The organism is Mycolicibacter icosiumassiliensis, from assembly GCF_900078685.2.
GTDB lineage: Bacteria > Actinomycetota > Actinomycetes > Mycobacteriales > Mycobacteriaceae > Mycobacterium > Mycobacterium icosiumassiliensis.
The window spans coordinates 3,771,146-3,784,746 of record NZ_LT546166.1 but is presented as its reverse complement, the minus strand read 5'-3'; the positions used below and the strand labels follow the sequence as shown (position 1 = coordinate 3,784,746).

Genomic DNA, 13,601 nt, shown 5'->3' with positions numbered 1-13,601 from the left:
AGTGTGAATTCGGGTTACAGTTACTTTCATGGCTGAACGTCCCGTTGCTAATGCACTGATCCGCGAGCTGGAGCCGGTGGTCGACGCGAACTTGGCTCGGCACATCGACACGGTGGACCCGTGGTACGCGCACGACTTCGTGCCGTTCGAGCAGGGCCAGAACTTCGCGTTTCTGGGCGGCAAGGACTGGGACCCGTCGCAGGTCACGCTGCCCAAGCTGATCACCGACGCCTGCGAGATCCTGCTCGTCGAGAAGGACAGTCTGGCCGGCTACCACCGTGAGCTGGTCGAGCACTTCATCCTCGAGGACAAGTGGGGACGCTGGATCGGCCGGTGGACCGCCGAAGAGCACCTGCACGCCATCGCGCTGCGCGAGTACCTCATCGTGACCCGGGAGATCGACCCCGACGAGAACGAGCGTGTCCGGATGGAGCACGTGCAGAAGGGCTACCGCGCCGACCGTTACAGCCAGGTCGAGACGCTGGTGTTCATGGCCTTCTACGAGCGTGCTTGCGCCGAATTTTGCCGCAACCTGGCCGACAAGACCGATGAGCCGGTGCTCAAGGGGCTGATCGGCCGGATCGCCGGCGACGAGGAGCGTCACGAGGAATTCTTCGCGAACCTGGTCGCGCACTGCCTGGACTTCGTGCACGACGAGACGGTGGCCGCGATCGCCGCCCGGGCCGCCGAACTCAAGATCGTCGGCGCCGACATCGACGCCTACGCCGACCGGCAGGCCGGAATCGCCGAGGCCGGCATCTTCGGGCCCGACCAGTTGCGCCGGGTGATCTCCGACCGAATCAGCGCTTGGGGCTTGGCCGCCCACCCCGATCTGAAGCCGTTCGTCATCGGCTGAGAACTCCGGCGCGCCTGCCCAGCGCGCACGCGCCGACGGGGGTACCGTCGCAATCGATGGCTAGCCCAACGCTTCGCTGTCTCATCGGCACCACCGGTCGTGATTACGACAGGACCGGCCCCGGTCCTGTGCCGTGCCCCCCGTCGAAATGTTCGCGCGGGGTCGCGCGTGCCCTCACCGCTGGAGCGCTTAGTGCCTGAAATCCGGACGTACGTGCTCGACACCTCCGTACTGCTGTCGGACCCGTGGGCTTGCACCCGGTTCGCCGAACACGAGGTTGTCGTCCCACTGGTGGTAATCAGCGAATTGGAGGCCAAACGCCACCACCACGAGCTCGGCTGGTTCGCCCGCCAGGCGCTGCGCATCTTCGACGACATGCGACTAGAGCACGGTCGGCTTGACCAACCCATTCCCGTTGGGACACAGGGCGGTACGTTGCACGTCGAGCTCAATCACAGTGACCCTGCGGTGCTGCCGACCGGGTTTCGCACGGACAGCAATGACTCCCGGATTCTGACCTGCGCGGCCAACCTGGCGGCCGAAGGGCGCCGGGTCACGTTGGTGAGCAAGGACATTCCGTTGCGGGTCAAGGCCGCCGCACTGGGCCTGGCCGCCGACGAATACCACGCTCAGGACGTCGTGGTCTCGGGTTGGACCGGAATGGACGAGGTCGAGGCGGCGGTAGAGGACATCGACGCCCTGTTCGACGAGGGCGAGATCGACCTAGCGGCGGCCCGGGATCTACCGTGCCACACCGGAATCCGATTACTGGGCGGCAGCTCCCATGCGCTGGGCCGGGTCAACGCCGCCAAGCGGGTGCGGTTGGTCCGCGGCGACCGGGAGGCCTTCGGCCTGCGTGGACGCTCCGCCGAGCAGCGGGTGGCGCTGGACCTGCTGCTCGACGAATCGGTGGGCATCGTCTCGCTGGGCGGCAAGGCCGGCACCGGCAAGTCGGCGCTGGCGCTATGCGCCGGCCTGGAGGCCGTCTTGGAGCGGCGGACCCAGCGCAAGGTGGTGGTGTTCCGTCCGCTCTACGCCGTTGGCGGTCAGGAACTGGGCTACCTGCCGGGCAGTGAGAGCGACAAGATGGGGCCGTGGGCCCAGGCGGTGTTCGACACCCTGGAGGGGCTGGCCAGTCCGGCGGTGCTCGAGGAGGTGCTGTCGCGAGGCATGCTCGAAGTGCTGCCGTTGACGCATATCCGGGGCCGCTCGCTGCACGACTCGTTCGTGATCGTCGACGAAGCGCAATCGCTGGAGCGCAACGTGCTGCTGACCGTGCTGTCGCGGTTGGGCACCGGCTCGCGGGTGGTGCTCACCCACGACGTCGCGCAACGGGACAACCTGCGGGTCGGCCGGCACGACGGCATCGCAGCGGTGATCGAGAAGCTCAAGGGCCACCCGCTGTTCGCGCACATCACCCTGCTGCGCAGCGAACGCTCGCCGATCGCCGCCCTGGTCACCGAGATGCTCGAGGAGATCAGCGGTCCCGATCTGCACTGAGATCGCCCGGTAGGCTGCCGGGGTGGCAAAACCCTGGCATGTCGGTGTCGTTGCGATGGCCGTTGCGGTGCTCGGCGCCTGCACCAGCCATGTCCACGAGGCGGCGGCCGAACCCGTGGACTGCGCCGTGGACAAGTGCGTGGCGCTGACCTTCGACGACGGTCCCTCGCCCTACACCGATCGGCTGCTGCAGATCTTGAACGACGCGGGCGCGCGCTCCACCTTCTTCCTGATCGGCAACAAGGTGGCAGCCGACCCGGCGGGCGCTAAGCGGATCGCCGACGCCGGTATGGAGATCGGCAGTCATACCTGGGAACACCCGAACATGACCACGATCCCGGCCGCCGATGTGCCCGCGCAGTTCTCCAAAGCCACCGACGCGATCCGCTCCGCCACCGGGATCACGCCCACGCTATGGCGCCCACCCGGCGGGCTCACCGACGCGGCGGTCAACGCTCGGGCCGCCGAGGCTGGACAGGCCGCGATCCTGTGGGACGTCATCCCGTTCGACTGGATCAACGACGCCGACACCAACGCCACCCGCTACATGCTGATGACCCAGATCAAGCCCGGCTCGGTGGTGTTGTTCCACGACACCTACTCGTCCACCGTCGATCTGGTCTACCAGTTCCTGCCGGTGCTGAAAGCCAATGGCTACCACGTAGTTACGGTCAGCCAGCTGCTCGGCCCGCGTGCGCCGGGCAGCGTGTACGGGAGCCGGGACAACGGCCCGCCGGCTGGCGACCTGCACGACATCCCACCCGCCGACATCCCTGGGCTGCCGGCCACGCCGTCGCCGCCGCCGATGCCGAACTTCCCGATCACCGATATTGCCGGGGCGAATTCGGGAGGACCCAACAACGGGGCCTGACCGGACCGGGTTGGAGACAGCGGTTAGGACAGGCCGGACAGATCGCTGGCGATGCTTTCGAACGAGCTGATCAGTGCGAACGCTTCGAAGCCCGCAGACAGGGTGTACAGGTAGACGTCGTTGGCCAGCGGCTGGACGATCGCACTGAGCAGGTCACCGTGGTCGATCCCGTCCATGAACCACTGCAGGTCATAGGTGGGGACGGTCACCCCGACCCCGGTGAGCACGTCGGCAGTGGGCAGCAAAGCTGCGTATGCGGTGGAGAATGCACTGGTCAGAGCATTTACGATATCGGTGAAATCGGGTGTTGTACCGCTCGTGGCCGCCGAGTCGAGCGCGTCGGCCCCGGCCGTCAGGGAGGCCGGCGATTCGATGTCGTTCATCGCGGCCTGGAATCCCGTCTGGACTCCGCTCAGTGACTCCTGGAACGCTTTGACTGTCATGTCCCAGCTAGGGAACAGGCCGAATTCGGTGGGCACATTGGCCGGTGACGTCGACCAGCCGTAGTCCGGATCGCCGTAGCCGAGGTTGACCAGCGGCGTCAGGATGGGCTGCAGGAAGTCGGCGATCGGCTTTCCGAGGTCGGGAATCGCCAGAAATGGACGCAGCAGAGGCAGATAGGGGACGGTCTCGTCCGACAGCGGGATGCCGTAGTAGGTGGTGGAGGTGTCACCCGAGGTGCCCAATTGGACGGCTGACTCCAGTTGTTCGGCGGTCAAGCCCTGGTAGGTGGGGTGAACAAATTCGATACCCAGAACCGAATTCAGGTCGGCCAGAAAGTTGATGGGGTAGCGCGGGATGTCCGAGAAGCCGTCGTATGCCTGCATGTAGATCGTGGTCGGGTACAGATCGTCGGGGGTTGCCCCGTTGAACGTGATACCCAGGCTGGGGACGCTCACGCCGTCCAGACGCTCGAACAGTCCGCCGTTCGGCTGGTTGGGGTCGGCCAGCAACACAAAGCTGACTGCTGAACTCGGCACTTTGTCGGCGGCGAGTTCGCTCATCGTCATCGAGGAGATCGTCGAACTCTGAGAGTCGCCCAGGACGGCGACATGATTGCCGGCGGCGACCTGCTGCTCAATCGCATTTTTGAGTATGGTGACGCCCTGTGCTTCTGATTCGTCGAGGGTCAGACTCTTGACCCCGGTGTACAGCGCGTAATTGCCTTCCGGGGTATACAAGGCCTGCGGGGTATACCCCGGGAAGAGCGGCTGGATGTAGAGCTCATTGTTGGTGTTGACGTAGTCGCTTCCGGGGATCGGGTCGCCGCTGCCGCCGATGATGAAGGCGATGTTTTGACCACTGGTCAGCTGGATCGGCGGCGTACGCACGCCGAGCGGTGCTTCGGCTGCGGCAGGCAAGGCGATCAGGCTGGTGCCGGCCAGGGCGATCCCGGCGGTCACGTAGGGGCGGACTGCGATCGTCACGATGATCTCCTTGAGAAAGGCTTTCTGAATTTGTCGTTGTCGCGGAATCGACGGCCCGAAACGGCCACCGTTCGCTCTCAGTGCGATATCAACAAAATTACATGCGGAACTCATTGGATAGCTATGTTATGAACTCTGAGGCTGGTCGAGTGCGAGGCGTCAGATTTTGGAGGCCGCTACAAATTCCATTGCGGACCGCTCGAGTGCCCACCACACCTCCACCAGCACCTCCGGGTCGCGCAGATCGGCGCCGGTTAGTTCTTCGAAGCGGGCCAGCCGGTAGCGAACGGTGTTCTGGTGGACGAACAGCTGCCTGGCGGCCCTCTCCACGTGAAGACCGCAGGCGAAGTAGGCCCGAAGTGTTGAGACGAGTTCCTGGGACGCCCCCTTTCTCCGGAGCGGTTCCAGATAACGCAGGCGCAACCACTCGCCGACATCGGTATCGGCCGCGACCGCCGTGCGCACCCCCAGGGATCTGATGTCGTGTGCGCCGCGAAATCCGCAGGCGAGCGCCGTCATCAGTGCCCGTGTAGCGAGGCGATATGACTCGGGCAGCTGGTCAAGTGGGCGCGGTGGTCCATAACCGACGACGGCATCGACGTCGGCCGGTGGCGGCTCGCGGAGGAAGCCGGCGACGTCGCCGTCGACCAGCGCGTACACGCCGCTGCACTGCTGGGTCGAGTCGCCGAAGCCCAAAACGTGCTCCAGTTCGTGCACTGAGGTGCCCGCTACGCCGCGCGCGCGTACGGCAATATATGTGCCGGTGGAGTCCATCCCGAGAGCTTCCGCGGCGACCTGTATGTCGGCGGCCGGCATCTCACCGAACAAGACGCCGCGCGCCAGTTGGGCGCCCTGGCCGCGTTCTGCGTACCGGAGAGCGAATTCGGCCTTGCGGTGCGCTTCTGCGGTCACCACCATGGCGACGTCGGACCAGGCAAGGCCGGACCGGATCGACTCCAGCACATAGGTGTCTTCGATTCCCAGACGCTGGCCCACCTCGTGTGCGTAGCCGATGATCACCTCGATGCTGATTCGCCAGGCCCGGAGCAGGTCAGCGATCGGAACCCCTTGTCGGGCGCGTTCCTCCCCGACTGAGGCCAGTTCGCTCAGTTCCGCCTCGTTGACCGACGTTCGTCCCGATCGGGCTGATCTGAGGACCTGCTCGATGTCGAGCCGCAATCCGGCGTCGAGGCTTTCGGCATGCAACGTTCGGTATGAGGGGATCGCAGCCAGGGCGGCGTCGTGACAGCGGCTGACGAGTTCGTCGATGTCCGCGCAGAGCGTGTCGAAAAGCAGATTGGCGGCCGGGATCATCGTGGGCGCCCCGGTAGGTGCGTCGTCTGAATCAAGCATGTCTGCCCGTTCGTTGGTGCACGACGGATCGTGGTACCCGGGTAGAGAACACCGAGGGTCGTCTCGTCGACGCGTATGCGATCAGGGGCCCGTACTGGTTTCGTCGAATCGTCGATGCGCCGCCTTGTAGCGCATATTTGGCTGTCTCCCAGAGCAGATGGTATCGGCGATTCCATGTGTGCGGCGAAGACCGAGCCGAATCGCACGGGTATGCACTCCGAATAGTGAGGCTCGTGCCGGAGGGGCGGGTTGACACTTTGACACAAAAATATAGTCTTTGTGTCAAAGCGAGTCTGAGGAGGCCACGGATGACGGCAGTGACCAGTCGCGTCACCAGCATCGACCGTGCGGCTCGGGTTCGGCCCCACGTGATGGCCCAGTTCCGCAGGCACTCCGGCAGCGTGCTCGCCGGACTTTTCGGCGCCGCCGCGTTCGATGAGGTGGCGTTGGTGCCGGTGGCCGCCGCGGTGGACAAGACCGGGCGCTTCGAACGTAACTTCACCGATCGCGCCATTCGCAGCGGATTCTCTGCGCTGCTGGCGATCTGGGGCGATGCCGAGGACCGTGCCGCCGAAGGTGAGCGCCTCAAGCGCATGCACCGCGACGTGCACGGCCAGGGCAAAGGTGACTTCGCCGATGTTCGCTACAGCGCGCTGAATCCACGCCTGTGGAACTGGATCGCCGTCAGCGGCATGTTCGTGACCCTCAATTCATTCACCCCGGTCACCGGTATCAAATGGAATGACGCCGAGCGGGAGGCGGCCTATCAGCAACTGGTCGAGGCGTTCCGCGCGATCGAGTTGCCCGGCAAGGCCGGCAAGTTCCCCGCGACCTACGCCGAGGCGTCCGAGTACTACGACCAGATGGTGCGGACCGACCTGGCGGCCAACCCGTTCTTGGATCGCGTCACCGCCGGCCTGGGCAAGTTGCCGCTGCCGTCGGCGCTGCCTGCCCCGGTGCGGACCGCAGCGGCTCCGCTGTGGTCGGTCGTCAGCGCGGGGGCCGGTCGCGTGGTGAAGATCTGTTCGTTCGGGATCATGCACCCGGGTGTCCGGGAGCTGACCGGCTTTCGGTGGCAGTCGCACCACGACATCGAATTCACCTTCTACACCCAGTTGTTGCAGATGGCGTGGCGGGTCTTGCCCGATCGCGTCGTCCTAGTGCCGCTGGCCTACAACCGGCTGCAGTACGAGAAGCTGGTGAAGATGCACCGCTCGGTCGCGCTGGATTCCTTTGCGCCGCCGCCCGGCTGCCCGATGGGATGAAACACTGGTGCCGATGACATCGCGACGCAGTACCGCGAGCCCAGCCGAGCAAGAGGCGGCCATCCTCAAAGCGGCCGCCGAAGAAGTCGGGCTGGTCGGAGTAGGCCGCGCCAGCCTCGATGTCATCGCCCGCCAGGCCGGGGTCAGCCGCAGTACCTTGTACCGGCGCTTTCCGACTCGGGACGCCCTGATCACCGAACTCGGGCGCCGGGCCTTCGACAATGCGATGGTTCAGCTGCGCACGGTCGCGGTGGACTCCGGGCCGAAGAATGCGGCGGTGGCGGCATTCCGTGCCGGGTTGCGGCTACTCACTACCGATCCGGTGGTGCGAAAGTTGCTCCGGCTTGATGCCGGGGTGCCGATGATGGCCGGGATGTATCAAGAGGCTGAAGCATTCCTGGCCAGCGCGTCGAACGCGATGGCCAAGGCATTGCGTGCCGCCGGGGCCACCATGCCCGACGATGACCTAGTCGCTGCCGCCGAATTGCATGTGCGCCTGGCAGCTTCGATCGCCCAAGTGCCGACGTCGGTGCTCGACCCCGCTGACGAGCAGGCGGTCAGCGCCTATGCACAGAAGTATTTGGCGCCGCTGGTCTGGTAGCCGCGGGGGCGGAACCGAGACGAAGAACCACAGCCGCTGAGGCCAGCGAGAACGCCCCCACCACCCAGAGTGCGGCCTTGCCGTTGCCGGTCAGATCGGTCAGCCAACCGGTGACGTAGGGACCGCCGAAGCCGCTGATATTGCCCAACGAGTTGATCAAGGCGATGCCACCGGCGGCCGCGGTCCCGGTGAGAAACGTCGAGGGCAGCGCCCAAAAAACCGGCATGGCGCACATAATTGAGCACGTCGTCACCGTGATCGCGACCATGGCCAGATACGGGTTGGACATGTACAGCGCCGCAGGAATACTGATCCCGCCGGCGATCGCGGGAATCGCCACATGCCAGACCCGCTCTCCCGTCCGGTCCGCGTGGCGAGCCCAGGGCACCATCACGATCGCTGCGACGGCGTAGGGAATGGCGGTGAGAAGGCCGCGCCCGATGATGCTCAGGTGGCTGCCGTACTGCTGCTGAAACCCGGCGATGATAGTCGGCAGAAAGAACCCAACGGCGTACAGCCCGTAGACGATCCCGAAGTAGACGAACGCCAGGGCCAGGATCCGGGGGTGGCTGAGCGCCTTGCGCAGTGGCCAGTGCTGATCGGCTTCGGCTGCCGCACGCTCGTCGGCCAAGGTCGTTTCCAGCCACTGCCGCTCGTCGGCGTCGAGCCAGTCGGCCGTAGCGGGGCGATCGGTCAGATAGAGCCAGCAGGCGAACGCCAACGCAATGGCAGGCAGCCCCTCGACGAGGAACATGATCCGCCACCCGGCCAGGCCGAAAACGCCATGGCCCCAGTCGATGACGAGCGCGGACAGGGTGGAGCCGATGGCCGTCGATACCGGCACCGACACCATGAACAGCGAGACCGCCCGGGATCGGTGCTTCTGCGGGAACCAGAACGTGAGGTAGAGGATGATGCCCGGGAAGAAGCCGGCCTCGGCCGCCCCCAGCAGGAACCGCAGCGCAATGAGCGTAGCCGCGTTAGGCGCGAAAGCGATTGCGGTGCTGACGATTCCCCAGGTCGCCATGATGCGGGCCAGCCAGCGTCGACCACCGAACCGGTGTAACGCGATGTTGCTGGGTATTTCCAGCAACAGGTAGCCGAAGAAGAAGATCCCCGACGCGAATCCGAACGTGGTGGCGGTCAGGCCGAGCTCGGCGTTCATGCCGTTGGGTCCAGCGAAGCCGATATTGACCCGGTCCAGATAGTTGACGAAGAACAGCAGTGCCAGGAACGGGATCAGCCGACGAGAAACTTTCGCCAGCGTCGCCCGGCCCAGCTCAGCCCCGGCGGGGTCAGGGTTCATCCGCGGCTTTTGCGGGTTAGTCCTTCACCTTGGCCATCGCCAGCACGTCGAGGCGGCGGTCCAGCTCGGCCTCCGAGAGCTTGTCGCCGATCAGGCCGCGGTCGATCACGGTCTGACGGATGGTCTTGCGCTCCTTGAGGGCCTGCTTGGCCACCGCGGCGGCTTCCTCGTAGCCGATCGCGGAGTTCAGCGGCGTCACGATCGACGGGCTGGACTCGGCCAGCTCGCGCAGGTGCTCTTCGTTGGCCACCAGTCCGACGATGCAACGCTCGGCGAACAGCTTCGAGACGTTGGTCAGCAGCTTGAACGACTCCAGCATGTTGCGGGCCATCATCGGGATGTAGACGTTGAGCTCGAAGGCACCGTTGGCGCCGCCCCAGGCGATCGCCGCGTCGTTGCCGATCACCTGCGCGGCCACCTGGGTGACCGCTTCGGGCAGAACGGGATTCACCTTGCCCGGCATGATGGAACTGCCCGGTTGCAAGTCGGGCAGTTGGATCTCGGCGAGCCCGGTCAGCGGGCCCGAGCCCATCCAGCGGATGTCGTTGGCGATCTTGGTCAGTGACACCGCGATGGTGCGCAGCGCCCCGGAGGCCTCGACCAGGCCGTCGCGGGCCGCCTGCGCTTCGAACGAGTTTGCGGCCGTGCGTAACTCGGATATCCCGGTCTCCTCCACCAACACCGCTACCACCCGGACACCGAAGCCCTCGGGGGCGTTCAGGCCGGTGCCGACAGCGGTACCCCCGATGGCGAGTTCACCGAGCCGGGGCAGACAAGCGCGTACTCGTTCGATTCCGGCCTCGATCTGGCGGGCGTAGCCGCTGAACTCCTGGCCTAGTGTCACCGGAACGGCGTCCATGAGGTGGGTGCGTCCCGATTTGACCACCGTCTGCCACTCCAGCGCCTTGGCGGCCAACGCGTCGTGCAGCACCTGCAGTGACGGAATCAGGTGGCGCACTGCGGCCTCGGTGGCCGCGATGTGGGTGGCGGTCGGGAAGGTGTCGTTGGAGGACTGCGACATGTTCACGTCATCATTGGGGTGCACCGTCACCCCGTTGGCGGCGGCGATCGAGGCGATCACCTCGTTGGTGTTCATGTTCGAGCTGGTGCCCGATCCGGTCTGGAACACGTCGATGGGGAACTGGTCGTCGTGCTTGCCATCAGCGATCTCGGCGGCGGCGGCCTTGATGGCGGCGGCCTTCTCCGGGGCCAGCAGGCCCAGGTCGGCGTTCACCTGCGCGCAGGCGCTCTTGAGCAGGCCGAGCGCCCGGATCTGGGTGCGCTCCAGGCCGCGCCCGGAGATCGGGAAGTTCTCCACCGCGCGCTGGGTCTGCGCGCGCCACAATGCGGTCACCGGCACCCGGACCTCGCCCATGGTGTCGTGTTCGATGCGGTATTCGATCTCGCTCATAGCTTTGAAGTCCTCGCTTGACGTCAGGGCAGGGGGTAGGCGGCGTGGGAGTCGCCGGTGAAGTCGACGGCCGAGTACTCGTTGAGCTTCGACAGCCGGTGGTAGGCCTCGATCATTCGGACGGTGCCGGACTTGGAACGCATCACGATCGATTGGGTGGTGCAGCCGCCGGGGTAGTAGCGCACCCCCTTGAGCAGGTCGCCGTCGGTGACCCCGGTGGCACAGAAGAACACGTTCTCACCGGAGACCAGGTCCTCGGTGGTCAGCACCGCGTCCAGGTCGTAGCCGGCGTCGAGGGCTTTCTGCCGCTCGGCGTCGTCGGTGGGCGCCAGCTGGGCCTGGATCGCGCCGCCCATGCAGCGGATCGCGGCGGCGGCGATGATGCCCTCCGGGGTGCCGCCGATCCCGGCCAGCATGTCGGTGCCCGAGTCGGGCCGACAGGCCGAGATGGCGCCGGCCACGTCGCCGTCGGTGATCAGCCGGATGCGGGCGCCGGTGGCCCGCGCGTCGGCGATCAGCTGGGCGTGCCGGGGCCGGTCCAGGATGCACACCGTCATGTCCCGGGCGGACAGGCCCTTGACCTTGGCGACCGCGGCGATGTTGTCGGCGATCGGCTTGGTGATGTCCAGTACGTCGGCGGCTTCGGGGCCGACAGCGATCTTGTTCATGTAGAACACCGCCGACGGGTCGAACATCGCGCCGCGCTCGGCCACCGCCAGCACCGAGATCGCGTTGGGCATGCCCTTGCTCATCAGCGAGGTGCCATCGACCGGATCGACGGCGAAGTCGCACTCGGGGCCGTCGCCGTTGCCCACCTCTTCGCCGTTGTAGAGCATCGGCGCGTGGTCCTTCTCGCCCTCGCCGATCACCACCACGCCACGCATGGACACCGAGTTCACCAGTTCGCGCATCGCGTCGACGGCCGCGCCGTCGCCGCCCTCCTTGTCGCCGCGGCCCACCCAGCGGCCGGATGCCATGGCACCGGCCTCGGTAACCCGCACCAGCTCCAAGGCCAGGTTGCGGTCTGGGGCTTCGCGTCGAGGTGGTCCCGTCATGCCAGTCACGGCTGATGATTCTCCCAGAGCCGGATCCGCACTGTTGAGCTGGGATACTGGCTTCCGTGACCAACGAGCCCCAGCCGGCGCCCAAACCTGCCAAACCACGAATATTGCAGGACTGGCGCGACATGTTCTGGTCGATCGTGCCGCTGGTCTTGGCCTGCGTTGCGCTGGCCGGTCTGGCCGGGACGTGCGCGTTTCGGCCCGGTGGGATCATCGCCGGGCCGGTGCCGGCCTACGACGCCGCCGCGGCCTTGAAGGCCGACGCGCAGACCCTGGGGTTCCCGGTCCGCCTGCCGCAGCTGCCGGACGGCTGGCAGCCCAACTCCGGCACCCGCGGCAGCATCACCGACGGGCGCACCGACTCCTCGGGCCAGCGGTTGCGCGCCGTCACCTCGCGGGTGGGCTACCTCAGCCCGACCGGGATGTACCTCAGCCTGACGCAGAGCAACGCCGACGAGGTCGCCCTGGTCGCCTCGATCCAGCCCGGCCTGCACCCGACCGGTACCGAGGATGTCGACGGCACCCGCTGGGTGGTGTACCACGGCGACGGCGATCCGGTGTGGACCACCCGGTTGGCGGGAAAGGCCGGGACGGCCCAGCTGGCGATCAGCAGTGCAGGCGGCCCCGAGTTGTTCCGGACGATGGCGGCGGCGGTCCAGTCGCAGCCGCCGCTGCCGGCGACGCGCTAACTGTCTGAGATCGCCACGCCGGTCCAGCTTCGCCTCTCCTCCGTCGAGGCTCACTAACCGCCGGCGAACAGTTCCTCGCCGGTCTCCTCGCTGGAGAATGCCGCCAGGTAGACGTCGATGGTGGTGACGATGATGATCATCAGCACCGGCCCGATCACGATGCCCCAGAAGCCGAACATGGCGATCCCGGCGAAAACGGCCAGCAGCATCAGCGCGGAATTGAGCCGGGCGTCGCGCGGTACCAGCACCGGGCGCAAGAAGTTGTCGATGTTGGTCACCACGATCAGGTGGAAGAAGAACACAAACAACCCGCCGATGACGTTGCCGAACAGCGCCATGCCGATGCCGAACGGCATGGTCACGATGCCGCCGCCGAGCGGGATGATCGACAGCGCGGTCAGCAGGATCGCGAAGATGAAGAACGCCTGGTGGAATCCGCCGATGTAGATGGAGGCGGCGCCGGCCACCCCCTGGCAGAACGCGATGACGAACTGGCCGCCGACGGTGCCGCGCACCATCGAGCCCATCTTGGCCAGGTACAGATCGGTCACCTCGCCGCCGAGCGGGTTGAGCCGCCGGATCAGGGTGTGCAGTTCCTCGCGGTGGGTCAGCAACGCCAGGAACACGTACAAGAAGATGATCGCCGAGGTGACCGCGCCGACCACCCCGCCGACGGCGCCCTGCAGCCCGTGCAGCAGTAGCTCGCCGCCCTTCTGCGCCACGTTCACCATCGCCCCGCGCAGCGATTCCATCGTCAGCTCGACGTGCACGAACGGCAACTTGGCCAGCGTGCCGTTGATGAACTTGAGCACCTTGTCGCCCAGGGCGTTGGGGTCGGTAGCCTGCACCCATTCGGCGACTTCGCCGACGGTGCGGGAGATCTGCACGACGGCCAGAAAGACCGACAATCCGACCGGGACGATCACGGCGACCAGCGCCGCCAGCAGGGTCCCGGTGGCCGCCAGGCCGGTAGACACCCTCCGGCTGAGCAACCGGAACAACGGGGTGAACAGGTAGGCGCCGACCGCGGCCACCACGATCAGGACGAAATAGGTCCGCAGGAAGTAGGCGCCGAACATCAGCGCGATCACGGTGAAGACCGCCAGCGCCCGTCGCTGAGTGGGAGTGAATTCGTGGTTCATGGGCGTGGGTCACTCCATTTGTCGGCGATGGCTCCCCATGGGTCGGCGAACGTCCTGCCGCTGCGGTGGTAGGGCCCACGGATTCGCAGCACGGCCCGGATCAGTGGCGCTATCACCCG

At 66.2% G+C, this 13,601-nt stretch carries 12 protein-coding genes; 6 read left to right on the top strand and 6 right to left on the bottom strand.

Going from position 1 to position 13,601, the window contains the following annotated elements; translation table 11 throughout:
- The first annotated feature begins 28 nt into the window (after positions 1-28).
- The 3 genes from BN4346_RS42030 (at position 29) to BN4346_RS42020 (ending at position 3,227) form a co-directional block, all read left to right on the top strand.
- Positions 29-856 (top strand): acyl-ACP desaturase, encoded by an 828-nt coding sequence (locus BN4346_RS42030; protein WP_067975722.1) that lies wholly within the window; start codon positions 29-31, stop codon positions 854-856.
- A gap of 192 nt (positions 857-1,048) precedes the next feature.
- Positions 1,049-2,356: a PhoH family protein gene (locus tag BN4346_RS42025; RefSeq protein ID WP_067975719.1), complete on the top strand. Its 1,308-nt coding sequence runs from the start codon at positions 1,049-1,051 to the stop codon at positions 2,354-2,356.
- 55 nt (positions 2,357-2,411) lie between these two features.
- Positions 2,412-3,227, top strand: a complete 816-nt coding sequence (locus BN4346_RS42020; RefSeq protein WP_078058787.1) for a polysaccharide deacetylase family protein — start codon at positions 2,412-2,414, stop codon at positions 3,225-3,227.
- A gap of 23 nt (positions 3,228-3,250) precedes the next feature.
- Here BN4346_RS42020 and BN4346_RS42015 read toward each other — a convergent pair whose 3' ends face one another.
- Together BN4346_RS42015 and BN4346_RS49210 are read right to left on the bottom strand one after the other, a co-directional pair.
- Positions 3,251-4,654 carry a PE-PPE domain-containing protein gene (locus BN4346_RS42015; protein WP_067975715.1) on the bottom strand — a complete coding sequence of 468 codons (1,404 nt, stop codon included), beginning with the start codon at positions 4,652-4,654 and terminating at the stop codon, positions 3,251-3,253.
- A gap of 159 nt (positions 4,655-4,813) precedes the next feature.
- Complete coding sequence (locus BN4346_RS49210) at positions 4,814-6,007, bottom strand: PucR family transcriptional regulator (RefSeq protein WP_235653691.1); 1,194 nt, start codon at positions 6,005-6,007, stop codon at positions 4,814-4,816.
- 308 nt (positions 6,008-6,315) lie between these two features.
- Between BN4346_RS49210 and BN4346_RS42005 the strand changes: the two genes are divergently transcribed.
- Positions 6,316-7,272: an oxygenase MpaB family protein gene (locus tag BN4346_RS42005; RefSeq protein WP_067975711.1), complete on the top strand. Its 957-nt coding sequence runs from the start codon at positions 6,316-6,318 to the stop codon at positions 7,270-7,272.
- Between the two features lie 13 nt (positions 7,273-7,285).
- Positions 7,286-7,873, top strand: a complete 588-nt coding sequence (locus tag BN4346_RS42000) for a TetR/AcrR family transcriptional regulator (RefSeq protein WP_067975818.1) — start codon at positions 7,286-7,288, stop codon at positions 7,871-7,873.
- On the opposite strand, the gene BN4346_RS41995 is transcribed toward BN4346_RS42000, so the two are convergent.
- The 3 genes from BN4346_RS41995 to glpX are packed head-to-tail and all read right to left on the bottom strand — an operon-like array spanning position 7,830 to position 11,645.
- Entirely contained in the window at positions 7,830-9,179 is a 1,350-nt protein-coding gene (locus BN4346_RS41995) for an MFS transporter (protein ID WP_067975708.1), read from the bottom strand. The two genes, BN4346_RS42000 and BN4346_RS41995, sit on opposite strands and share 44 nt — an antisense overlap.
- A 16-nt stretch (positions 9,180-9,195) precedes the next feature.
- Complete coding sequence (locus BN4346_RS41990; protein ID WP_067975705.1) at positions 9,196-10,590, bottom strand: class II fumarate hydratase; 1,395 nt, start codon at positions 10,588-10,590, stop codon at positions 9,196-9,198.
- A gap of 23 nt (positions 10,591-10,613) precedes the next feature.
- Positions 10,614-11,645: a class II fructose-bisphosphatase gene (glpX, locus tag BN4346_RS41985; RefSeq protein WP_208863265.1), complete on the bottom strand. Its 1,032-nt coding sequence runs from the start codon at positions 11,643-11,645 to the stop codon at positions 10,614-10,616.
- Positions 11,646-11,710: 65 nt separating this feature from the next.
- On the opposite strand from glpX, the gene BN4346_RS41980 reads away from it, so the two are divergent.
- Positions 11,711-12,340: a DUF4245 domain-containing protein gene (locus BN4346_RS41980; protein WP_067975697.1), complete on the top strand. Its 630-nt coding sequence runs from the start codon at positions 11,711-11,713 to the stop codon at positions 12,338-12,340.
- A gap of 53 nt (positions 12,341-12,393) precedes the next feature.
- On the opposite strand, the gene BN4346_RS41975 is transcribed toward BN4346_RS41980, so the two are convergent.
- A complete protein-coding gene (locus tag BN4346_RS41975; protein ID WP_067975694.1) occupies positions 12,394-13,482 on the bottom strand; it encodes an AI-2E family transporter in 1,089 nt (362 codons plus the stop codon).
- Positions 13,483-13,601 lie beyond the last annotated feature (119 nt).

Bases quoted from the DNA above. Each gene is read 5' to 3' on its own strand.
- BN4346_RS42030 (WP_067975722.1), top strand. From the start codon at position 29: ATGGCTGAACGTCCCGTTGCTAATGCACTGATCCGCGAGCTGGAGCCG.
- BN4346_RS42020 (WP_078058787.1), top strand. From the start codon at position 2,412: ATGGCCGTTGCGGTGCTCGGCGCCTGCACCAGCCATGTCCACGAGGCG.
- BN4346_RS49210 (WP_235653691.1), bottom strand. From the start codon at position 6,007: ATGCTTGATTCAGACGACGCACCTACCGGGGCGCCCACGATGATCCCG.
- BN4346_RS42005 (WP_067975711.1), top strand. From the start codon at position 6,316: ATGACGGCAGTGACCAGTCGCGTCACCAGCATCGACCGTGCGGCTCGG.
- BN4346_RS42000 (WP_067975818.1), top strand. From the start codon at position 7,286: ATGACATCGCGACGCAGTACCGCGAGCCCAGCCGAGCAAGAGGCGGCC.
- BN4346_RS41995 (WP_067975708.1), bottom strand. From the start codon at position 9,179: ATGAACCCTGACCCCGCCGGGGCTGAGCTGGGCCGGGCGACGCTGGCG.
- BN4346_RS41990 (WP_067975705.1), bottom strand. From the start codon at position 10,590: ATGAGCGAGATCGAATACCGCATCGAACACGACACCATGGGCGAGGTC.
- glpX (WP_208863265.1), bottom strand. From the start codon at position 11,645: ATGACGGGACCACCTCGACGCGAAGCCCCAGACCGCAACCTGGCCTTG.
- BN4346_RS41975 (WP_067975694.1), bottom strand. From the start codon at position 13,482: ATGAACCACGAATTCACTCCCACTCAGCGACGGGCGCTGGCGGTCTTC.